The organism is Streptomyces sp. NRRL B-24085 (assembly GCF_001282115.1).
Classification (GTDB): domain Bacteria; phylum Actinomycetota; class Actinomycetes; order Streptomycetales; family Streptomycetaceae; genus Streptomyces.
On sequence record NZ_LJBR01000008.1, the window covers coordinates 15,118 to 36,082 of the forward strand.

The 20,965-nt window shown below is 69.3% G+C and carries 21 protein-coding genes, 1 pseudogene and 1 riboswitch; of the genes and pseudogenes, 12 read left to right on the forward strand and 10 right to left on the reverse strand.

Going from position 1 to position 20,965, the window contains the following annotated elements; all coding sequences use genetic code 11:
• Window positions 1-147 precede the first annotated feature (147 nt).
• Both AOJ26_RS00965 and AOJ26_RS00970 read left to right on the forward strand, forming a co-directional pair.
• Complete coding sequence (locus AOJ26_RS00965; RefSeq protein WP_053846212.1) at window positions 148-1,212, forward strand: metallophosphoesterase; 1,065 nt, start codon at window positions 148-150, stop codon at window positions 1,210-1,212.
• Between the two features lie 193 nt (window positions 1,213-1,405).
• Window positions 1,406-2,272, forward strand: coding sequence for a hypothetical protein (locus AOJ26_RS00970; protein ID WP_053846213.1), 867 nt, complete (start codon window positions 1,406-1,408; stop codon window positions 2,270-2,272).
• 170 nt (window positions 2,273-2,442) lie between these two features.
• Here the strand turns inward: AOJ26_RS00970 and AOJ26_RS00975 are convergent, their stop codons facing one another.
• Both AOJ26_RS00975 and AOJ26_RS45135 read right to left on the reverse strand, forming a co-directional pair.
• Window positions 2,443-3,351, reverse strand: coding sequence for a hypothetical protein (locus AOJ26_RS00975; protein ID WP_234358397.1), 909 nt, complete (start codon window positions 3,349-3,351; stop codon window positions 2,443-2,445).
• Between the two features lie 136 nt (window positions 3,352-3,487).
• Window positions 3,488-3,571: pseudogene (locus AOJ26_RS45135) on the reverse strand (thiamine biosynthesis protein ThiC); the annotation flags it as partial.
• A 251-nt stretch (window positions 3,572-3,822) separates the two neighbouring features.
• On the opposite strand from AOJ26_RS45135, the gene AOJ26_RS41370 reads away from it, so the two are divergent.
• The gene (locus AOJ26_RS41370; RefSeq protein ID WP_078959686.1) at window positions 3,823-4,404 is read left to right on the forward strand and encodes a hypothetical protein; all 582 of its coding nucleotides are present in this window, start codon (window positions 3,823-3,825) and stop codon (window positions 4,402-4,404) included.
• Window positions 4,405-4,464: 60 nt separating this feature from the next.
• Here AOJ26_RS41370 and thiC read toward each other — a convergent pair whose 3' ends face one another.
• On the reverse strand, window positions 4,465-6,243 hold the full coding sequence (gene thiC / locus AOJ26_RS00985) for a phosphomethylpyrimidine synthase ThiC (RefSeq protein WP_053846216.1): 1,779 nt from the start codon (window positions 6,241-6,243) through the stop codon (window positions 4,465-4,467).
• A riboswitch (TPP riboswitch) is annotated at window positions 6,236-6,425 on the reverse strand. Its footprint overlaps the gene before it by 8 nt.
• A 710-nt stretch (window positions 6,426-7,135) precedes the next feature.
• Between thiC and AOJ26_RS00990 the strand changes: the two genes are divergently transcribed.
• Window positions 7,136-8,395, forward strand: a complete 1,260-nt coding sequence (locus AOJ26_RS00990; RefSeq protein WP_053846217.1) for a YibE/F family protein — start codon at window positions 7,136-7,138, stop codon at window positions 8,393-8,395.
• Between the two features lie 162 nt (window positions 8,396-8,557).
• On the opposite strand, the gene AOJ26_RS00995 is transcribed toward AOJ26_RS00990, so the two are convergent.
• The 4 genes from AOJ26_RS00995 to AOJ26_RS01010 form a co-directional block, all read right to left on the reverse strand.
• Window positions 8,558-8,995 carry an SsgA family sporulation/cell division regulator gene (locus tag AOJ26_RS00995; RefSeq protein WP_053846218.1) on the reverse strand — a complete coding sequence of 146 codons (438 nt, stop codon included), beginning with the start codon at window positions 8,993-8,995 and terminating at the stop codon, window positions 8,558-8,560.
• 98 nt (window positions 8,996-9,093) lie between these two features.
• On the reverse strand, window positions 9,094-9,807 hold the full coding sequence (locus AOJ26_RS01000) for an IclR family transcriptional regulator domain-containing protein (protein WP_053846219.1): 714 nt from the start codon (window positions 9,805-9,807) through the stop codon (window positions 9,094-9,096).
• A gap of 782 nt (window positions 9,808-10,589) precedes the next feature.
• Complete coding sequence (locus AOJ26_RS01005) at window positions 10,590-10,802, reverse strand: DUF5326 family protein (protein ID WP_053846220.1); 213 nt, start codon at window positions 10,800-10,802, stop codon at window positions 10,590-10,592.
• Between the two features lie 159 nt (window positions 10,803-10,961).
• On the reverse strand, window positions 10,962-11,279 hold the full coding sequence (locus AOJ26_RS01010) for a cupin domain-containing protein (RefSeq protein ID WP_007383239.1): 318 nt from the start codon (window positions 11,277-11,279) through the stop codon (window positions 10,962-10,964).
• 58 nt (window positions 11,280-11,337) lie between these two features.
• Between AOJ26_RS01010 and AOJ26_RS01015 the strand changes: the two genes are divergently transcribed.
• The 5 genes from AOJ26_RS01015 (at window position 11,338) to AOJ26_RS01035 (ending at window position 15,079) form a co-directional block, all read left to right on the forward strand.
• Window positions 11,338-11,715 carry a phage holin family protein gene (locus AOJ26_RS01015; protein WP_053846221.1) on the forward strand — a complete coding sequence of 126 codons (378 nt, stop codon included), beginning with the start codon at window positions 11,338-11,340 and terminating at the stop codon, window positions 11,713-11,715.
• 6 nt (window positions 11,716-11,721) lie between these two features.
• Window positions 11,722-12,213, forward strand: a complete 492-nt coding sequence (locus tag AOJ26_RS01020; RefSeq protein WP_053846222.1) for a low molecular weight protein-tyrosine-phosphatase — start codon at window positions 11,722-11,724, stop codon at window positions 12,211-12,213.
• Window positions 12,210-13,349 carry a cystathionine gamma-lyase gene (locus AOJ26_RS01025; protein WP_053846223.1) on the forward strand — a complete coding sequence of 380 codons (1,140 nt, stop codon included), beginning with the start codon at window positions 12,210-12,212 and terminating at the stop codon, window positions 13,347-13,349. Before AOJ26_RS01020 ends, AOJ26_RS01025 begins: the two co-directional genes overlap by 4 nt.
• 238 nt (window positions 13,350-13,587) lie before the next feature.
• Window positions 13,588-14,508 (forward strand): LysR family transcriptional regulator, encoded by a 921-nt coding sequence (locus AOJ26_RS01030; protein WP_053846224.1) that lies wholly within the window; start codon window positions 13,588-13,590, stop codon window positions 14,506-14,508.
• 88 nt (window positions 14,509-14,596) lie between these two features.
• Window positions 14,597-15,079 carry an NUDIX domain-containing protein gene (locus tag AOJ26_RS01035; protein WP_053846225.1) on the forward strand — a complete coding sequence of 161 codons (483 nt, stop codon included), beginning with the start codon at window positions 14,597-14,599 and terminating at the stop codon, window positions 15,077-15,079.
• Window positions 15,080-15,091: 12 nt separating this feature from the next.
• Here AOJ26_RS01035 and AOJ26_RS01040 read toward each other — a convergent pair whose 3' ends face one another.
• Both AOJ26_RS01040 and AOJ26_RS01045 read right to left on the reverse strand, forming a co-directional pair.
• Window positions 15,092-16,582, reverse strand: a complete 1,491-nt coding sequence (locus tag AOJ26_RS01040) for a globin domain-containing protein (protein ID WP_078959687.1) — start codon at window positions 16,580-16,582, stop codon at window positions 15,092-15,094.
• Between the two features lie 288 nt (window positions 16,583-16,870).
• Complete coding sequence (locus tag AOJ26_RS01045; protein ID WP_053846226.1) at window positions 16,871-17,503, reverse strand: HAD family hydrolase; 633 nt, start codon at window positions 17,501-17,503, stop codon at window positions 16,871-16,873.
• Between the two features lie 223 nt (window positions 17,504-17,726).
• On the opposite strand from AOJ26_RS01045, the gene AOJ26_RS01050 reads away from it, so the two are divergent.
• On the forward strand, window positions 17,727-18,593 hold the full coding sequence (locus AOJ26_RS01050) for a GNAT family N-acetyltransferase (protein ID WP_053846227.1): 867 nt from the start codon (window positions 17,727-17,729) through the stop codon (window positions 18,591-18,593).
• A gap of 76 nt (window positions 18,594-18,669) precedes the next feature.
• Here the strand turns inward: AOJ26_RS01050 and AOJ26_RS01055 are convergent, their stop codons facing one another.
• The gene (locus tag AOJ26_RS01055; RefSeq protein ID WP_053846228.1) at window positions 18,670-19,878 is read right to left on the reverse strand and encodes an MFS transporter; all 1,209 of its coding nucleotides are present in this window, start codon (window positions 19,876-19,878) and stop codon (window positions 18,670-18,672) included.
• Between the two features lie 142 nt (window positions 19,879-20,020).
• Here AOJ26_RS01055 and AOJ26_RS01060 point away from each other — a divergent pair, with 142 nt between their 5' ends.
• Together AOJ26_RS01060 and AOJ26_RS01065 are read left to right on the forward strand one after the other, a co-directional pair.
• Entirely contained in the window at window positions 20,021-20,503 is a 483-nt protein-coding gene (locus tag AOJ26_RS01060; RefSeq protein WP_053846229.1) for a MarR family winged helix-turn-helix transcriptional regulator, read from the forward strand.
• Window positions 20,504-20,512: 9 nt separating this feature from the next.
• The gene (locus tag AOJ26_RS01065; protein WP_053846230.1) at window positions 20,513-20,965 is read left to right on the forward strand and encodes a GNAT family N-acetyltransferase; all 453 of its coding nucleotides are present in this window, start codon (window positions 20,513-20,515) and stop codon (window positions 20,963-20,965) included.

A 20,965-nucleotide genomic window follows, 5' to 3' on the forward strand; every position in this document is an offset into this window, starting at 1 on the left:
GTGAACAGGAGTCTTGCTCCGATTCACCACCCCTGGGTCATCACACGGCGCGATCCGCATTCCTATGATGGGCCCACGACACCGCGGGGCCGCTGCGACCAGGCAGTCCGAAGCGGTGCAGATGCGGCGCGATGGTGGAGGGGTCTGATGACTCAGGGGGCCGGTCAGGGACCCGAGGTGGAGCGCACGGCGGTGCTGCGCGACTTCCGGGTGCCCGCGTACGTCAACGAGACCGGTCCGTACGGCCACAGCGCGCACCCCGGGGACGTCGTCCCGGCCCACGAGGAGGCCTACCCCGAGGGGTACACCCCCACCGAGCAGGACCTGCCCGTCATCGACCCAGGCGACGGGCTCCAGGCGGCCGCCGACCCCGCCGAGCAGGCGGCGGACGGTCCCGGTCCGCTGTTCGTCGTCGGCGACGTCCACGGCTACCTCGACGAACTGATGGCCGCACTCCACGAGAAGGGCCTGGTCGACGCCGCGGGCAACTGGTGCGCGGGCACCGCCCGGCTGTGGTTCCTCGGCGACTTCACCGACCGCGGCCCCGACGGCATCGGCGTCATCGACCTCGTGATGCGGCTGTCCGCGGAGGCCGCGGCGGCGGGCGGCTACTGCAAGGCCCTCATGGGCAACCACGAGCTGCTGCTCATCGGCGCCAAGCGGTTCGGCGACACCCCCGTCAACTCCGGCGCCGGCACCGCCACCTTCCAGGCGGCCTGGCTGCTCAACGGCGGGCAGAAGACCGACATGGACCGCCTCCAGGACCACCACCTGCAGTGGATGGCCCGCCTCGACGCCGTCGAGGAGGTCGACGGCCATCTGCTCGTGCACTCCGACACCACCGCCTATCTCGACTACGGCGACTCGATCGAGGCGGTCAACGACACCGTCCGCGAGACCCTCACGCGCAATGACGCGGACGAGGTGTGGGACCTGTTCCGCAAGTTCACCAAGCGCTTCTCCTTCCGCGACGAGGGCGGCGCCGACCACGTGCGCTCCCTGCTCGACACGTACGGCGGCAACCGCATCGTCCACGGCCACAGCCCGATCCCCTATCTGCTCGGCGAAGTGGGCTCCGAGGACGACAAGGAGGAATCCGGTCCGGTCGTCGAGGGACCGCACGTCTACGCCGACGGACTGGCCATCGCGATGGACGGCGGAGTGACCATGGCCGGAAAACTGCTGGTCCAGCAACTGCCCCTGGATATCTGAACCTTCACCGGGCAGACCTTCCCCCAGGACGGACCGACCGTCTGCCGCGCAGGCCAGAGGCCAATTTCTGGAAACCCCCTGTCACCCTGCGCCGTGACCGCTCTACCATCTGCTTATCCGTAGCAGGCTCCCCTCCGTTTCTGCCCGACGGCTCGTTGGCATGCGAGCCCCAAGCCCTACGGAGCATCGGGGGATGCACATGAACAGCGTTCCGCAGCACCTGCACAGCGAGGACCGCCAGGACTACGAGCGGATCCTCGATGAGGCGCTGCGCTCCGCACCACACCGTCCCGAACTGGCCGCGGTCGGACAGCGGCTGAATCCCGAACAGCTGCGCACCATGGCGCTCAACGCGACCGCGCTCATCACGGCGGCCGCGGCGACCGAGTACCAGCACTACGTGAAGGTCCGCGAGGAACAGCGCCGTCCCGCGACGCCGTCCACCCTGTCGTCCGCGCACGAACCCGGTCCCGCCGACTCGGGCACGGGTGCGATGGGGCTCGCCACCACCATGGGAGAGGTCGCCGAGACCGCCGGTGCGGGCGCCGTCGCCGTCGCCGCCGTCCTGACGCCCGTCCTCGCCGGAACCGCCGCGGCGATCTTCCTGCTCGTGGGTTACATACTCCAGATGCTCAGCCCCCCGCCGGCGTTCGCCCACGCCATGATCACCATCGGATGGGTGTTCGGCGCACTGACCGCGGCCGCGATCCTCGTCGCCGCCGTCGGTCTGCTGATCACCGCACTGCGCAACCGGCCCTCACCGGACGCGGGGTACGGCGAACTGAGCGAGGAGGTGGCCCGGGCCAGGGACGCCTGGCGCGAGGCGCTGCTGGAACGCGGCCTCCTCCCCTTCCTCAGGGAGGCCCTGGCCGATCCCGGCACCGCCGCCGCACTGCACCACACGGCACCGCCCGCACCGACCAGCCGGATGCCCAGCCTCGGCTACGACCGCCCGGGCTTCAGCAGTCCGGACGACGGGGCCTCCGGTGCCCGCCCGAGCTTCACCAGCCCGGACTACACCAGCCCGGACTTCGGGGGGCCGGAACACCAGCCGGAGTGACACCCGGCACCGCCCCTCGGCTTGCGCCCCCACCCCGGGGAGCGCAAGCCGAAGACCCGGCCGCGAGCCGCTCCGCCGCCGCAGACCTTCTGAGCCGTGCGCTCCTTGGCTCTCCGTCTGACGGTCGCCGTGGCGGCAGACGCCTTGGGAAGTCGTCATCGAGCGCGTCTTCAGTCCCGACTGGGCAGTTGCCACTCCGCCCGTTCCGGAAGAGCGATGATCGCGATGCTCTCCGGTTGGGCCACCGCCAGGCGGGTGCCGTCCGGGTGCAGGGCGGCGACAGGCGTCGGAACGTGAGTGACCCCGTAGCTGCCCTCTCTCAGGGACACCTCCACGGTGGGCCATTCCGCCGCCACGGCGCCCGTCCTGACGTCGATCAGCCGCGGACTGCCGTGCAGCGATACGACCGTGTCGCCCCGCGCGATCAGAGTGCCGAGGGGGAGATCGGCCCTGTTGCGGTGGATCCACCGCCCTGCCGAGAGCGACCACACCCCCAACTGGCCTGGGCCCAGGGCAGGCGTCTCCTCCTCGTCGCGGAACTCACCCCCGGTCGCCACGGCCAGGCGGTCACCGTCGAGCCAGCAGGCCGAGACGACCTCCGCCGCGACGCCGGGGTCCGATGGCAGCACGCCAGGGCCGTCGAGCACAGCGGGGTCCGCCAACGAGCCGACCAAGTCGAAGACTTCGACGATCCCGTACGGATGCCACAGCCAGCCGGCCGACAGCAGGTGCGTGCCGCCCGGGCTCACGGCGAGCCGCGAGTGGAAGACGTCCTTCGGACGACGTTCACCACCGGTGAGCCGCTCTCCCGACTCCGCGTCCTCGATCTCGAGGACGTTGTACTCCTCCGGGCAGTGGACCAGAACCTCGCGGCCGTCCGGCAACACCCCGAGCGCCACCGGATAGTCGAAGGCATCGGCTTGGTAGTCACTGCGGTTCAGCTCACGGACGACCCGATCACCCTCGAGCAGCAGTGCCTCGGTACCGCGCTCGGCATGGACGACGGAGTAGCTGCCGGACGGGGAGACGACGCTCCGGTCGAAGGAGGACCCACGGTCGACGGAGGTACGCCGCTCCACGCCGTCCGGGCCCCACCGCCGGCCACCCACCGCATCGACCAGATCATCGCCGTCCCACACCAGTGACTGCGGCTCGGTCGTCGCCTTCAGAACGATCAGGACTCCGCCCTCCCCTCATCTCTTCCCCACCGCAGGGGCCCTCCTCGATCTCCTCCTGACTGTCGCCGTGACGGCGGCGGATGTCCTGGGAGATCTTCATCGACGGCAGGATCAGCCCACATGTGGCCGACATCGGATCTCGCTTCTCGATGCGTAATCGGATACTCCCTGGTCACCTACTGCCTAGATCACTAGCCTCGGCTTCTCATCCACACCTGCCCGGGGGGACTCATGCAAGCGCGCACAACACGGCTGATGACAAGAGCCGCAGCAACTGCCATAGGAATCTTCCTCGCGTCAGGGTGTGGCACGGCACAGGAGCCTAAGAGCGTTGCGGAAGCCTCGTCCGCCACGGCTTCGGACAAAACCGCGGTGGCGCCCCTGACGATGGCGCAACTCAAGGACCTCGCCTTCAAGGACGGAGAAGTCCCGCAAGCCCACGAGCCCATCGAGGTGCAGGAACCTCAGCCACAAGGAAGCGGACGATCCTTCCCGCCTGTATCCGTACCCGCCTGCCAGCCACTCATCGACATCCGCAATGGCAAGAGGTCATCGGCTCACGTCTTCCAGATCTTCAATTGGAAGAAGAACATCATGGGCGGCAGCTCCACGCTCGCCTCCTATGAGGAGGACGAGGCCGAACAGCGCTTCGCGGAACTCAAGAAGGCCCTCGCCGCCTGCCGGTCCTACGAGGGCGAGGGCTACGTCGGACCGTTCAAGGTGAAGGTGACCCCGGAGACACCGCCGCAGGTCGGCGAAGAGGCGGTGGCCTTCTGGGAGACCATCCCCGTGGGGCCGGAACAGCCCGAGGCCCGCAACGAGCAGTTCATCGTGGTCCGCACAGGGAACACCATCGCCGCGTTCTCCGAGCGCAGCGTAGGCGCGCGCCTGTCTTTCCCCACCGAGCTGATCAGTCGGCAAGTGGAACGTCTGCACAACGCTCAGCGACCTTGATCACAGGCGCAACGGCCGGCCGACGCCCCGGTAGGCATCGGCCAGCCGTATCTTCCCAGGTCAGTCCGCCAGAGGCAGGTACACGCGATTGCCGCTCGCCGCGAACTCCTTCGCCTTCTGGGCCATGCCCTCCTCGATCTCCGCCTGACTGTCGCCGTGACGGCGGCGGATGTCCTGGGAGATCTTCATCGAGCAGAACTTCGGCCCGCACATGGAGCAGAAGTGAGCCGTCTTGGCCGGCTCGGCCGGGAGGGTCTCGTCGTGGAACTCCCGGGCCGTGTCGGGGTCGAGGGCCAGGTTGAACTGGTCCTCCCAGCGGAACTCGAAGCGGGCGTCGGAGAGGGCGTCGTCCCACTCCTGGGCGCCCGGGTGCCCCTTGGCGAGGTCGGCCGCGTGGGCGGCGATCTTGTAGGTGATGACCCCCGTCTTGACGTCGTCCCGGTTGGGCAGGCCCAGGTGCTCCTTGGGCGTGACGTAGCAGAGCATCGCGGTGCCCCACCAGGCGATCATCGCGGCACCGATGCCGGAGGTGATGTGGTCGTAGGCCGGTGCGACGTCGGTGGTCAGCGGGCCGAGCGTATAGAACGGGGCTTCATCGCAGATCTCCTGCTGAAGGTCGATGTTCTCCTTGATCTTGTGCATCGGGACGTGCCCCGGGCCCTCGATCATGGTCTGTACGTTGAAACGCTTCGCGATCCGGTTGAGTTCCCCGAGCGTGCGCAACTCCGCGAACTGCGCCTCGTCGTTGGCGTCCGCGATCGAGCCGGGCCGGAGACCGTCGCCGAGCGAGTACGTGACGTCGTAGGCGGCGAGGATCTCGCACAGTTCCTCGAAGTTCTCGTACAGGAACGACTCCTTGTGGTGCGCCAGGCACCACGCCGCCATGATCGAACCGCCGCGCGAGACGATGCCCGTCTTGCGGTTCGCGGTCAGCGGTACGTACGGCAGGCGCACGCCCGCGTGGACCGTCATGTAGTCCACGCCCTGCTCGGCCTGCTCGATGACCGTGTCCTTGTAGATCTCCCAGGTCAGCTCCTCGGCGCGGCCGTCGACCTTCTCCAGCGCCTGGTACAGCGGCACCGTGCCGATGGGGACGGGGGAGTTGCGCAGCACCCACTCGCGGGTGGTGTGGATGTTGCGGCCGGTGGACAGGTCCATGACCGTGTCGGCGCCCCAACGGGTCGCCCAGGTCATCTTCTCGACCTCCTCCTCGATGGAGGAGGTCACGGCGGAGTTGCCGATGTTGGCGTTGACCTTCACCAGGAACCGCTTGCCGATGATCATCGGCTCGATCTCCGGGTGGTTCACGTTCGCCGGCAGGACCGCGCGTCCCGCCGCGATCTCCTCGCGGACGACCTCGGGCTCGACGTTCTCCCGGATGGCCACGTACTCCATCTCGGGGGTGATCTCGCCGCGGCGGGCGTACGCGAGCTGGGTGACCGCCTGGCCGTCACGGCTGCGGCGCGGCTGGCGGGACCGCCCCGGGAAGACCGCGTCGAGGTTGCGGAGGCCGCCCCGGGGTGAGGTGTGCTTGATCCCGTCGTCCTCGGGGCGCACGGGACGACCCGCGTACTCCTCTGTGTCCCCGCGGGCGATGATCCAGTTCTCCCGCAGCGGCACGAGGCCCCGGCGGACGTCCGTATCGGTGAGCGGATCGGTGTACGGGCCGGACGTGTCGTACAGCGTGACCGACTGCCCGTTGGTGAGGTGCACCTGGCGGACCGGCACCCGCAGATCGGGGCGCGAGCCCTCGATGTACGCCTTGTGCCAGCCGATGGACTTCCCGGCCTCCGCGTCGAGCTGATCGGAGGCAGGCGTGCGCGCGTCCTTGATGGTCATGAGACCTACTCCCTACGCCGGCATTACCCGGTAACAGGTTCGGCGGTCGACGCAGCGGTTTCCGTCCGCCGACGTTTCGTGGGGAACGTCACTTGCTTGACATGACGTTCCACGTGAAACATCGCTGGGACGGAGGTCAGCGCCCTCTCAGCCCGGTGCTCCGAGCTCCCGCGTGTACAAAGGTGGCTCCACGCTAGCGTCAATTCGGGCGCGGTGAACAGAGGGCCCCTGTCGTTCTTGCGATGATCGGTCGGTGACCACGACGCATCAGTCCCCTTACCCGCCTCCCGAGCCGCCGCGCCGACCGGGCTCCGGAAACGGCCCTGGGCACGGGCCGGGACATGGACCTGAGCACGGGTCCGGGCATGGCCCCGGGCATGGTCCTGGCAGTGGCTCCCGTGGCGGTTTCGGAGGCGCTGAGGGCAGCGGAGCCGGCGGCACCGGTGACAGCGGCGGCGGCAGTGGCGGCGGCGAAACCGTCGGGGCCAGTGGCTGGTACGAGCATGAGCATCGCGGCGGGCAGGGCGGCGGTCAGGGGCAGGGGTACGGCCAGGGTCAGGGGCCGAGTCACGGCCGGCGTCCGGGTGCGGCTTTCGGCGGCCAGGGCAGTGGTGGGGCTGGTGGCGGACACGGGCAGGGTCCCGGAGACACGCACGGGTACGGTCCGGGAGCAGGACGCGGTTACGGGCCCGGGGGCGAGCGCGGGCCTGGTGACGGGGGCGAGCGCGGTGACGGGCACGGTTCGGGCGACGGGCACGGACACGGACACGGGAGCGGACCAGGTTCCGGTGGTGGCGGGCACGGTCACTCGCACAGTCACAGTCATGGACCGGCGGCTCCCGTCTCCAAGCACCTGCGCAAGGTCATCGCGGCGATCCTCATCCCGTTCGGCATGGCAGTGGTGGTGGGGCTCGTGGTGCTCTGGCCCGGAGGCGCCCCGGCACACGAACGCACCGGGGTCGGCTTCGACCGGCAGACGCAGCAGGCCACCGTCAGCAAGGTCGTCAGCGTCGACTGCAAGTCGGTGAACGCCTCGGGGGAGACCCCGACCGGGGACACCTCCACCGCCGAGGGCTCGTCCGCCGAGCAACAGGCGAACGGGACCTGCAAGAAGGCCACGATCCGGGTCGACACCGGCAAGGACAAGGGCCGCACCTTCACGGAGATCGTCCAGCCGGACCAGTCCCGGCAGTTGCACGAGGGCCAGAAGGTCGTGGTCGCGTACGAGCCCTCCGCGCCCAGGGACTTGCAGTACTCGGTGACCGACGTGAGCCGCCGCTTCCCGATGGGGCTGCTCGCCGGCATCTTCGCGCTCGCCGTCGTGGTCGTCGGGCGGCTGCGCGGAGTCATGGCGCTGGTCGCGCTGGCCATCAGCTTCATGGTGCTGAACTTCTTCATCCTGCCCGCGATCCTCCAGGGCTCGAACCCGCTGCTCGTGGCGGTGATCGGGTCGAGCGCCATCATGCTGATCGCCCTCTACATGTGCCACGGCCTGTCGGCGCGTACCTCCGTGGCGGTGCTGGGGACGCTCATCTCGTTGGTGCTGATCGGCGTCCTCGGCTCGCAGTTCATCGGCTGGGCGGCGCTGACGGGCAACACGGACGACAACACCGGGCTCATCCACGGGCTGTACCCGGCGATCGACATGAGCGGTCTGCTGCTCGCCGGCGTCATCATCGGCTCGCTCGGTGTCCTCGACGACGTGACCGTCACCCAGACATCAGCGGTCTGGGAGCTGCACGAGGCCAACCCGGCGATGGGCTGGCGCGGGCTGTACCGCGCCGGAATCCGGATCGGCCGCGACCACATCGCATCCGTCGTCAACACCCTGGTCCTCGCCTACGCCGGTGCCGCGCTGCCGCTGCTGCTGCTCTTCTCCATCGCGCAGTCAAGCGTCGGGACCGTCGCCAACAGCGAGCTGGTGGCGGAGGAGATCGTGCGCACGTTGGTCGGCTCGATCGGCCTCGTCGCCTCGGTACCGGTCACCACGGCCCTCGCCGCCCTGGTGGTCTCGGCCGACCGACCGGGAGCGGGAACGGAGACGGCGGGGACGTCCGCGCCCGTACCGGCGACGAGTGCGAGCGCGGGCACGGCCGACGGCCGGCCGGCCGCGGGATGGGGTGGCGGGAAGGGACGACGGCGCAGGCGCTGAGTCTCCCGTGTCGCGGCAGGGCGGCGCAGGCGCAGGGACCCTGTGCCGCGGCGGCAAAGCCGCATAGGACCTTCTGCCACGGCGGCGCCGACGTTCAGCAGAAGCGTTCCTGCACCCTCCCCTCCCGCGCTGAAGCGTTACGTCACCAAGTTGCCGAAGGAGTCAGCCGGCGCTCTGCTCCTCCGCCAGGATCCGGTCCAGCGCCTCGTCGAGATGTGTGTCGAAATCGGCCAGCGCGGCCTCCTGGCCCAGCGGCACCAGCTTGTCGGTGCGGTCGAGGAACGCGATGATCGGCGCCGTCGACGAACGGAACAGGGCCTGATCACCGCCGACCTGGAGTCTGATCAGGACGTCACCCAGCAGGTCGGGACCGGCGGGCGAGACCCGCACATCGCCTTCCCCGCAGGGGCGCCCCACCCCGTCGATCAGCAGCTCACGACCAAAAGCCCAGGTCACCGGAGCATCGCCCGGGAGATGGAAGGTCAGCCGCACCGCATAGGGATCGCAGGCCTCGTAGCGCAGTTCCACCGGAATGCGGAAGGAGAGCTCCTCCGACACGAGGAAGCTCATCATGACCTCTGCCTGTACGGACTCGCGCATCGCTTACCCCGTCATCTGCCTTTGTCGGCCGGAAATGATCCCTCTGACACTGGAGGCATCTTGCTGAACGTGTACGGCAGATCACAAGGAGTGAGTTTTCAGATACTGATAGAGATCGCCAGTGACCCCATCAACCGGCTGATTTCTTCTTGTAGTTGCTGGGTGGCGGCCATCAACCGGTCCGCCTGATGGGCAGGCAGGGAGATGGCCATCGTTGCCGCAGCGTTACCCACCGTGATCGGAATCGCCGCGCACACCGTCCCCAGCGCGTACTCCTGACGCTCGATCACCGGCCCCATGCGCGCGGTCCGTTCGAGACGCCGGAGCAGGCTGTGGCCGTCGCGCACCGTGTACGGCGTGATGGACTGCACCGGGTACCGGTCGAGGTGGTCGCGCCGGGCCTCGTCGTCGAGCTGGGCGAGCAGACACTGCCCGATGGCGTGCGCGTGCGCGGTCTCACGGAAGTCGGCCCACTCCTCGACCGCCGGACTCCCGGGGCTGTCGGAGACACAGAGGACCTCGATCTCGCCGTCCCGGTACTGCGCGTAGTACACCGGTACGCCGATCAGGTCGCGCCAGTGCGCGAGCGCCTCGACGACGGTGCTGCGACGTTTCTGCTCGGCTCCACTGCTGCTCAGGCGCACGGCTGCCTCCCCGAGGAAGAACAGACCCTTGTCGCGGCGCAGATAGCCCTCGTGCACGAGGGTGCGCAGCAGGTGGTACGCCGTGGGGAGCGCCAGTCCGGTCTCGCGGGCGAGCTGCTTGGCGGGGGCTCCCTGCTCGTGCTGTGCGACGGCTTCGAGCAGGCGCATCGCACGCTGGACGGACCCGATCAGGGTGGCGGAGTGGGGCTGTTCCGGAGCTTCGGAGGAGGCCGCCGCGTGCCGCTGGACGGGAGCTGACGGTCGTACGGAAGCGGAGGGCTGCACGGGGGCCGACGCCCGCGCAGGAGTCGTGGACCGGCCGGGGATGATTGGCCGGCCGAGTTCGGATGACGGGTTGGCAGCGGATGACCGGCCGGAAGCGGCTGCTCGGCCAGGAGTGGATGACCGGCTGGGAGCGGATGCTCGGCCGGGAGTGGATGAGCTGGGAGCGGATGACTGGACGCTGCGTGCTGACCCCTGCCCCGGAGTTGCAGACCGCCCCGGAGGTGTCGGCGGAGCGGGAGTCGCCAGCTGCGCGGGAGCCACGGGCCGGGCGGCGGCGGGAAGGACGGGATCCACGGGCCGAGCGGACGCCGCGGCCTGGGCGGGGCCGACCGGCCCCCCAGGAACCGTCGGTCGTCCTGCGGCCGTTGACCGTGCCGAAGCCGTCGGCTGGGTCGGAGCCGTCGGCTGTGCAGGAGGCGTCGTCGAGCGGGCGTCGGTCTGTGCGGGTGCGGTGTCAACCGTGGCCAAGGGGCACTCCCGGAGCGCGAGGGGCAGCCCGTGCGGGGAACACGGGAGGGGGTGTACTCCGCTCGCGGGGTCGTCCCCGCGTCGAGTTCCGGACTTTAACGGTCCGCCACCGCACGTATACGGCCCGTCCGCGAAACTTCCCTCCCCCGAGGGAACGAGGGATTCCTGTTACCGCTCGCCCCGCCCGCTCCGGACGCTCACCAGTCGCTGCGCGACGAGGAGCTCGACATGAACTTCCGTACGACGTAGACGAGTCCGCCGACCAGGGCCACGAAGACCAGCAGCTTGAAGAGCAGGCCGATGACGAAACCGACGACGGTGGCTATCAGTCCGCCGAACACCACCAGGGCGATGACCGGCACCGCGACCCACTTCACCCACCACGGCAGCCCCGCGAAGATCGCTCCCATCGCACTCAACCTCTCTGCAGTCCGGCACCGTCCGGTCCCTCTGGTACCGGATCCACCAATGTCCTGCACCCGATGCTAGGGCCGCGAGGTGCCGCCGCGGGGGCCTCGCACCCCTTGTCCTCCCCTGATTGATCCCCTAGGGAACCCCGAGGCCACGAGTCAGCTCTCCGGGGGAGAGAACACCACCATCACCCTGAGGTCCTCGCTGATGTGGTGGAACTTGTGGGCGACACCGGCCGGCACGTACACCACGCTGCCGCGCGCCACCTGGGTCGTCTCCATGCCCACGGTGATCGCGGCGCGGCCGCTGACCACGAAGTAGACCTCGTCCTGGTGGTGCGGCTGCTGCGGGTCCTGCGCGCCCGCGTCGAGTGCGTACAGGCCGACCGACATGTTCCGCTCCCGCAGGAACTGGAGGTAGGCGCCGTCGTTGGCGGCGCGCTCCGCCTCCAGTTCGTCCAACCGGAATGCCTTCATCGACTAAGTCCGCCCTCGTCAGTGCCCGTGACCGATCTCTTCTGTCACGATCAGACACATGAAGAATTTCCTAGTCAAGACGATCGCCAACGCGGGTGCTCTGGCGGTCGCCGTCTGGCTGCTCGACAAGATCACCCTGACCGGTGGCAGCACCGGCAAGAAGGTCTGGACGCTGATCCTCGTCGCCCTGGTCTTCGGCCTGGTGAACTGGCTGGTCAAGCCGGTCGTGAAGGTCCTGACCTTCCCCCTGTTCATCCTGACGCTCGGCCTGTTCACGCTGGTCGTCAACGCACTGATGCTGCTGCTGACGTCGTGGCTGGCCGACGTGCTCAACCTGAGCTTCCACGTCGAGGGGTTCTGGACCGCCGTCCTGGGCGGCCTGATCATCTCGATCGTCTCCTGGGCCCTGCACATCGTCCTGCCCGACGAGGACTGAGGAGGCATGACCTACCGCGTCTGTTTCGTCTGCACGGGCAACATCTGCCGTTCCCCGATGGCCGAGTCGGTCTTCCGCGCCCGCGCGGCGGAAGCCGGCCTGGACGGCCTGGTGGAGGTCGACAGCGCCGGTACGGACGGCTGGCACGAGGGCGACGGCGCGGACCCGCGCACCGTGTCCGTCCTGGAGGAACACGGCTACGACGGCGCCCACACGGCCCGGCAGTTCCAGCCCTCCTGGTTCTCCCGCCTGGACCTCGTCATCGCCCTCGACGCCGGTCACCTCAAGGCCCTGCGACGCCTCGCGCCCACCCCGGAGGACGCCGGAAAGGTGCGGCTGCTGCGTTCGTACGACCCCGCCGCGGGCGCCGACCTCGACGTTCCGGACCCGTACTACGGGGGCCCGGACGGCTTCGAGGAGTGCCTTGAGATGGTGGAGGCGGCGAGCGAGGGTCTGCTCGCCGAGGTGCGTGAGCTGACGAAAGGACGGGTGGCATGAGCGACAGGGCTGCGGGCCAGGGGGAGGGCACGCGCGCGGTGCGGGCCGGACTCCCCGAGGCGGTCAAGAACGAACCGACCCTGCCCGGTCCGGCCTTCGCCGCCCACTTCCACCTGCCCGGCGAGGTCGACGGCCCGTACACCTACGGCCGTGACACCAACCCGAGCTGGAGCCTGCTGGAGCGCGCCATCGGCGAACTGGAGGCGCCCGGCCAGGACGGCGTGGAAACGCTGGTCTTCGCCTCGGGCATGGCCGCCATCTCCGCCGCGCTCTTCTCGCAACTGCGCGCCGGGGACACGGTCGTCCTGCCCAGCGACGGCTACCAGGTGCTGCCCCTGATCCGCGCCCAGCTGGAGGCGTACGGCATCGAGGTGCGCACCGCTCCGACCGGCGGCGACGCCCAACTCGACGTCCTCGACGGCGCGCGGCTGCTGTGGATCGAGAGCCCCTCCAACCCCGGCCTGGACGTGTGCGACATCCGGCGCCTGGTCGAGGCGGCACACGCGCGTGGTGCGCTCGTCGCCGTCGACAACACGCTCGCCACACCGCTCGGACAGCGGCCGCTGGAGCTCGGCGCGGACTTCTCCGTCGCCAGCGGCACCAAGCAGCTCACGGGGCACGGAGACGTCCTCCTCGGATACGTCACGGGCCGCGAGGGCGAGGCCATGGACGCCGTCCGCCGCTGGCGGAAGATCGTCGGCGCGATCGCGGGGCCCATGGAGGCCTGGCTCGCGCATCGCTCGATCGCCACGCTCCAGATGCGCGTCGACCGGCAGAACGCGACCGCGCTCGTGCTCGCCCGGGCACTGCGGGAACGCCCCGAGGTGACGGGCCTGCGCTACCCGGGCCTGCCCGACGACCCCTCGCACAAGATCGCGTCGCAGCAGATGCGCCGCTACGGATGCGTGGTCTCCTTCACGCTGCCCACGCGCGCGCGTGCCGACCGTTTCCTCGACGCACTGCGGCTCGTCGACGACGCGACGAGCTTCGGCGGGGTGCGCTCCACGGCCGAGCGGCGCGGGCGCTGGGGCGGGGACGACGTGCCGGAGGGATTCATCCGCTTCTCGGTCGGGGCGGAGGATCCCGAGGACCTGGTGGCGGATGTGCTGTGCGCGCTGGACGAGTCGGCCGACTGACCGTTTCAGCAGGGTCCCCACGGATGCACAGCCATGCACGGCTCCGCACAACGGACGGTCCGAGCCTCCCCCCTCGTGGCTCGGACCGCCCCGGTTCCGCGCGCGAAGAACCGCCCGACCAAGGCTAGTTGACTCTCTGTCAGTGTCCAATCACAGTAGCGACAGAGACCTATCGACATATTTATAGTTGGGCCCCTGCTCCCGGGGCCGGAACTGGGGCGGGGAAGGGGACGTCACCATGGACCTGGCCTTGCTGCGCACCTTCGTGACGGTGCACCGGGCCGGTTCCTTCACCCGCGCCGCCGCGCTGCTCGGACTGTCGCAGCCGGCCGTCACCTCCCAGATCCGCACCCTGGAACGGCAGTTGGGACGCCCCCTGTTCTTACGGCAGGCCCGCGGAGTGACCCCCACGACCATCGGCGACGAGCTCGCCCACAAGGCCGCGCCTCACCTCGACGCCCTGGTGGAGATCACCGAGATCGGACTCGATGACGAGTCGTCCCTGCGCACACTGCATCTGGCCGGACCTCCGGAGTTCACCGCCGAGCGGGCGCTGCCCGCCCTCACCGAGCTGACCGGCGAGGACGGCCAGGGCTTCGCGCTACGGGCCTCCTTCGGGAACGCCGAGGAGACCCTGGAGGGCCTGGCCGCCGGGCATCACGATCTGGCCATCAGCACGGCCCGTCCTCGGGGCGCGCTGCTCACCGCGAGCACGCTCTGCGACGAGGAGCACGTCCTGGTCGCCGCCCCGGACTGGGCCGGCCACCTCGGGCCGGAGAAAACGGTCGGCATCCGTCCCACTGCCAAACGGGCCCTCGCGTTCGAGGACGTCCCCGTGATCGAGGTGCACGAGTCGCTCCCCTTCGTCTCGCGCTACTGGGCCTCCGTCTTCGATTCCCGCCCCGCCGCACCGGGCACCGTCGTCGTCCCCGATCTGCGCGCCGTCCTCGCCTGCGCCATCGCGGGCGCCGGGCTCGCGGTGCTGCCGCGCTATCTGTGCGCGGCCGCCCTGGAGCGCGGTGACGTCGTCGCGCTGCACGAGCCCGCGGTGCCCCCGCTGCGGACCTACTTCCTGGTGGTCCGCACCGGAACGCTGGCCATGCCTCATGTCGCACGGGCACACGAATGGCTGCTGCGGGCTGCCGCCGACTGGTGTTGAGCTGGGGTTTCGCGTCCTTCACCCCGTGGACTCAGCCGGTGACCCCGCGCGATGTTTCACGTGGAACCATCCGGGCCACATACCCCCCATGACCGTCCGACCCGTGGTCAAGCGCACCGCCCGTGCCGTCCTCCTCGACGGCGATGATCTGATCCTGATCAAGCGCACCAAACCCGGCATGGATCCCTACTGGCTGACTCCCGGCGGAGGAGTCGAGCCGACGGACACGACCGTCGTCGACGCCCTGCACCGCGAGGTGTACGAGGAACTCGGCGCCAAGATCACCGATGTGGTCCCCTGCTTCGTGGACACCGTCGAACACATCGGCGACGACGGTGGCGCGACCGGAGTGAAGGTGCAGCACTTCTTCGTCTGCCATCTGGAATCGATGGACCCGTCCCTGCGTCACGGCCCCGAAGTGGAGGAGCCCGTCGGGGAGTACGAGATCGTCCGGGTGCCGTTCACCCGCGTGGGGATCGCCTCCGTCCACCTGGTCCCGCTGTCCCTGCGCCACTATCTGGACGGCAACATCGAGGGCGTACGGGCCATGCACGCACCGGACCTGGGCTGACCTCTCGGCGGGTCACCGGGCCAGGACGAGTTCCTCCACGGCGTCGTGGCGTATGCGTTCCGACGGGATTCCGATGGCTGTGAGCGTGTCCACACCGTTGCGGATCATGGCGGGCGGACCCGAGAGATAGGCGTCGTACTCGTGCCAGGGACCGTACGCGCGTACGGCGTCCGGGAGCCGGCGACGGGCCTGTCGGTCGACGACGGCCCGTACCGACAGCCACGGGTGGGCCTGCTGGAGCCTGAGCATCGTGTCGATGTCGTACAGGTCGTGATCGGTGCGGGCTCCGTAGAAGACTTCGACGGAGCGCCGTGCGCCGTGTTCGGCCAGGTCCTCGACCAGCGCCTTGATCGGAGCTATGCCGGTACCGCCACCCAGACAGAGCAGCCCGCTGTCGGTGGTGTGGTCCACGGTCATGGACCCCGTGGGCGGACCGAGCCGGATGGTGTCGCCGGGGCGGGCCCGGTGCACCAGGGCGTTGGAGACCCAGCCCGCGGGCACGGCCTTCACGTGGAACGACAGCAGGCCGTCCGAGCGGGGCGCGGAGGCGAACGAGTAGTGCCGCCAGATACGCGGCCACCACGGCGTCTCCAGGCTCGTGTACTGGCCGGCCAGGAACGGATAGGGCTGATCGGGCCGGACGGTGACGACGGCGACGTCCGGGGTCCTCAGCTCGTGGGCCACGACTTCTGCGTGCCACCAGGCCGGGGCGCGCAGTTCGTCCGCGGCCGCCGCGTCGATCATCACCTGCGAGATCGTCGTGTACGCCCGGACCCAGGCCGCTTCGGTCTCCGCGTCCCAACTGGCGGAGGCGTACCTGCTCAGCGCTCCGATGAGGCACTCCCCGACCGCCGGGTAGTGCTCGGCACGGGTCCCGTACTTGCGGTGGCCGCGCCCCAGGTCCTGTAGGTAGGCGACCAGGGCCGGGGTGTTGTCGATGTGCTCGGCCGCCGTCAGCAGCGCCCTGAGCAGGCGATCCCGCTGGGCGTCCATGGCTGCGGGGAACAACGGGCGCAGATGGGGGTGGCGTACGAAGAGCAACGCGTAGAAGTACGACGTGACCTTCTCGGCGACCGGGGTGACCTCGGCCATGGTCCGGCGGATACGGACGGCGTCCGGGGAGGGCTGAGTCTGCAGTGTCGGAGACGTGTGCGGAGGTACTGGAGGGTGTATCCCGTCCGGTCGCGTCGGGGCGCTTGTTTCCCCGGCTGGTACCTCGTCCCCGCGGTCGGCTCCCGGACCAGGCGGCACTGTTCCGTGAGCCGAGATGCCGGGCGGCGCTGAGGCCTGCGTCGGCCGGCTCGTCCGGGCAGCTGTCGGGGCTCCGGGAACGGTGCCCGGTCCTGGCCCGCCCATCAGGTGCGGTGGGGCCGGCAGATTTCTCTCCACCGCCTCTGGTCCGGCATCTGGCGCTCCCGCCGTCGGCTGCTTGCGTGCGGTGAACCAGCCGCCCTCGCCCCCGGAAGGCCCGTCGTCGGCCGACATGCCGGTGGGAGCGTCCATGGTGTGCCTCGCCTCGAACGTCTTTCGGTCGGTCTGCGCACTTCCTCGTTCGGAAAATGCCTGCTGTCCCCCGTGGACGGCTTGGTGGACGTGCGTGTGGCAAAGACCGCAGCGTCTCCCCGCAGCGTCCCACCGCGTATGGGCGCCCTGGCCGCATAGGCACGAATGCGGGTCTTCGATCTCCCCGTCCCGTTAGGCTGCATTGCCCGCTCTCGGGCCCAGGTCGCTCGCATCTCGGTACGGACGGGAGCCGGAGTCGACCTCTACCGGTCGACGTTCCGCACACCGTCAGTCAGCCTGGCGCACCAATTCATAGGCTTCCCACAGGTCCATGCCGGTGTAGGAATGGGTCGAGACGTCGGACAGATGATGGTCCGCATTGACCGCCACCGAGAGCGGCACCACGGAGAAAAGGTCCTTGTCGGAGGCTGAGTCACCATAGGCGACGCAGTCGGCCCGGGTCACTCCGAACTGCTCGCACAGCCGGTCCGCGATCAGGACCTTGGCGGCCGCGTTGAGTGCTCCGGCAGGATCCACGGGCTCGGTGAAGGGGACGGCCGGAAAGCGTGACCCGTACGTGGCATGAGCTCCCCAACTGGTGAGCCGTTCCACGAAGAAGGACGGCGAAAGGGATACGACCGCGCAGTAATCGCCCTGTTCCCTGATCTCCGCCCAGACCTCGCGAATGCGGGCCAGCCATGGGGCACCCTCGAAAGCCGCGACGACATGTGCTTCGGTCAGGGACGCCCACAAGGCGTACACCTGCTGCGCGTATTCGGACGGGTCTATCAGTCCGGCCCCGATCGCCTGGTCGAGTGCCACCGTCTCGGCCTCGAGTCCGAGCTGCCGGGAAATCTGAACGGGTGCGCTGCTTCCGTGCAGCAAAGTGCCGTCGAGGTCGAAGAGATGAAGTCTCGCCATGTCCTTGAGGCTAGTGGCCCGCTTGGGGCAATGGTTCATGAGAACGGTAAGGCGTCATGCTGCTCTCGTCGGACGCCGGACGATCGCCGTACTCCGATGTTTCACGTGAAACACCCGGAATCCGATCACCCGTTGCGCCCTCGGCCACCACATGGCCAAAAGCTCGTACGAGCCCCAGGAAACAGGTGGACGCCGAGGGTCCTCGTCGGACAGCCTGACCTGCGTGCCGACTCCTTCTCTCGCCGCCCTCCCCATCCGTCGTCTGACGCTTCGTGATCTCACCGCCTGCGCGGACCTGTCCGAGGACCGGGGGTGGCCACGCGAGGAGCACAAGTGGGGTCTTCTCCTCTCGGCCGGAAAGGGCTACGGCATCGATGATCCCGACGGAGGACTCGTCACCGCCTGCGTGGTCACGGAGTACGGCCCCTACAGCGAGCCCGATCTGGGAGCGATCGGGATGGTGCTGGTCGCCGAACGGCACGCTCGACGAGGGATCGGCCGTCGGCTCATGCGGCACGTCCTCTCGGTGATGGGCACCACTCCGCTGACCCTCCACGCGACGCCGTACGGCCGCCCGCTCTACGAGGAACTGGGCTTCAAGGTCACCGGCCGGGCGGAGATGCTCCGCGGACACTTCATCCCGGGCGGCCCGGTACCGACGACGAGCACGCGCGCGGCCACCGCCGAGGACCTCGCCGCGGTTCTCCGGCTCGACGAGGAGGTGCTCGGCACGGATCGCACGCACCTCATCACCCGACTCCCCGCCTTCGCCGACCAGTTCCGTGTCGCCGAGGAGAACGGCCGGATCATCGGGTACGCCGCCGCATGGCCCAACATGGACACCCAGGTGGTGGGCCCACTGGTCGCCCGTGACACCGACACCGCCAAGGCCCTCGTCACGTCGCTCGCCGCCGGCACCGACCGCCCTCTGCGCACCGACATCGACGTGCGCCACGAAGAGCTGCGGACGTGGGCCCGGGAACGCGGTCTGGCGTCGGCCGCTTTCAACTCGGTCATGACATACGGGATGCCGGAGCTGCCGGGTGACTGGAGCCGCCGGTTCGCCCCGCTGACGGTGGCCGCGCTCTGAGGTATGCGACGGCGCCGGTGCCCCGGACTTCGGGGAACCGGCGCCGTCGTCATGCCCGGCCGTGGAGCACGCGACTTCAGTGGTGCACCGCGCTCCGCTGTCCTGCGGGAGTCGCCCCCGCGACCACGGCGCTGGGGGCGCTGTCCCGGCGTTCCAGAGCGGCCGAGACGAAGGCGAGGAGGAGAGCACCCGTGGCCAGGGCAGCGCCCACCCAGTTGGGGGCGGTGTAGCCGAAGCCGGCCGAGATGACCAGACCGCCGAGCCAGGCGGAGAGGGCGTTGCCCAGGTTGAAGGCCCCGATGTTGACGGCCGAGGCGAGCGTCGGGGCCTCGTGCGCCTGGTCCAGGACCCGCTTCTGGAGCGGCGGGACGGTGGCGAAGCCGAGGGCGCCGATGAGAGCGATCGTGACGCCGGCCAGGACCTTGTCGTGCGCGGTGAACGTGAAGAGGGCGAGTACGACGGCCAGGGCGCCCAGGGAGACGTACAGCATGGGCATCAGGGCCCGGTCGGCGTACTTGCCGCCGACCAGGTTGCCGCCGACCATGCCGAGGCCGAAGAGGACCAGCAGCCAGGTCACCGAGCCGTCGGCGAAGCCCGCCACGTGGGTCATCATCGGCGCGATGTAGGTGATGGCGGCGAAGACACCGCCGAAGCCGAGGACGGTCATCGCCATGGCGAGCAGCACCTGGGCGTTCTTGAAGGCGGCCAGTTCGTGACGCAGACGCACACCCTCCGGCCGGGGCACCTCGGGAACGAGCTTGGCGATGCCGGCAAGGCCGACGACCCCGAGGCCGGCGACGATCCCGAAGGTGAGACGCCAGCCCGCGCTCTGACCGATCAGTGTGCCCAGCGGGACGCCGACGACATTGGCGACGGTCAGGCCGGTGAACATCGTCGCGATGGCTCCGGCCCTCTTGTCGGGAGCCACCAGGTCGGCGGCGACGACCGAGCCGATCCCGAAGAAGGCACCGTGGGCGAGGGAGGCGACCACCCGGCCGATCAGCATGACGCTGAAGGCCGGGGCGAGCGCGGAGAGCAGGTTGCCCACGATGAACAGCCCCATCAGCAGCATCAGCATCCGCTTGCGGGAGATCTTGGTACCGAGGGCGGTCATCAGCGGGGCGCCGAACATGACGCCGAGCGCGTAGCCGGTGACCAGGAAGCCGGCGGTGGGGATGGAGACCCCGAAGTCGTCCGCGACCTCGGGCAGCAGCCCCATGATCACGAACTCGGTCGTTCCGATTCCGAAGGCCCCGATCGCAAGGGCCAGAAGCGCGAGCGGCATGGGGGGTGACACCTTCCCAGACGATTGCAGGAGCATGTTGCGCACGTTCACAATAATTGCATGCGCGCTATATTTGCAAGCGACGGCAATCTCGAACCGTCGCTACTCTCTGTCGAGGCAGAGGAGGAGGTAATCAGGCCCCATGACCGCCACTGACCCCGCGCTCACCGCCCTCGCCCAGGGCTGGTGCGCGCTCTCCCTGCTGCACGGACGGATCGAGGCACACATCGAGAAGGCCCTCCAGTCCGCCCACGACCTCAGCGTCCGCGAGTACTCCCTGCTCGACGTCCTGGGCCGCCAGCACGACGGCGAAGGCGGACACCTCCAGATGAAGCAGGTCGCCGACGCCGTCGTCCTCAGCCAGAGCGCCACCACCCGCCTGGTCACCCGCCTCGAGGACCGCGGCCTGCTCTCCCGCTACCTCTGCCCCACCGACCGCCGCGGCATCTACACCGACGTCACCGACACCGGCCGCACCCTCCTCGAACAAGCCCGCCCCACCAACGAGAAAGCCCTGCGAGAAGCCCTCGACCAAGCCGCCACCAACCCCGAACTCACCCCCCTCGTCAGAGCTTTGGAAGCCCTCCGCACTCCGGCGGCGCCCGGGAACGAGTCCCCCTCGTAGGGTGCGGACATGGCAGATCTTGAGATTCGGCCCGCCAGGGCGGACGACGTCCGCGCGATCGTCGGCATGCTCGCCGATGACCCCTTGGGTGCCCAGCGCGAGTCCCCGGACGACCTGGGGCCCTATCTGACCGCTCTGGAGCGTCTCTCCTCCGACCCGAACCAGCATCTGGTCGTCGCCGTGCGCGAGGATCGCGTGGTCGGCACCCTGCAGCTCACCGTCGTTCCGGGGCTGTCCCGGCGCGGCGCCACCAGGTCGATCATCGAAGGGGTCCGCATCCACGCCGATGAGCGCGGCAGCGGACTCGGGTCCCGGCTCATCGAGTGGGCGATCGAGGAATCCCGCCGTCAGGACTGCCGGTTGGTGCAACTGACGTCAGACAACACCCGCACGGACGCCCACCGCTTCTACGAACGGCTCGGTTTCACGGCCTCCCACGTGGGCTTCAAGCTGGCCCTGTGA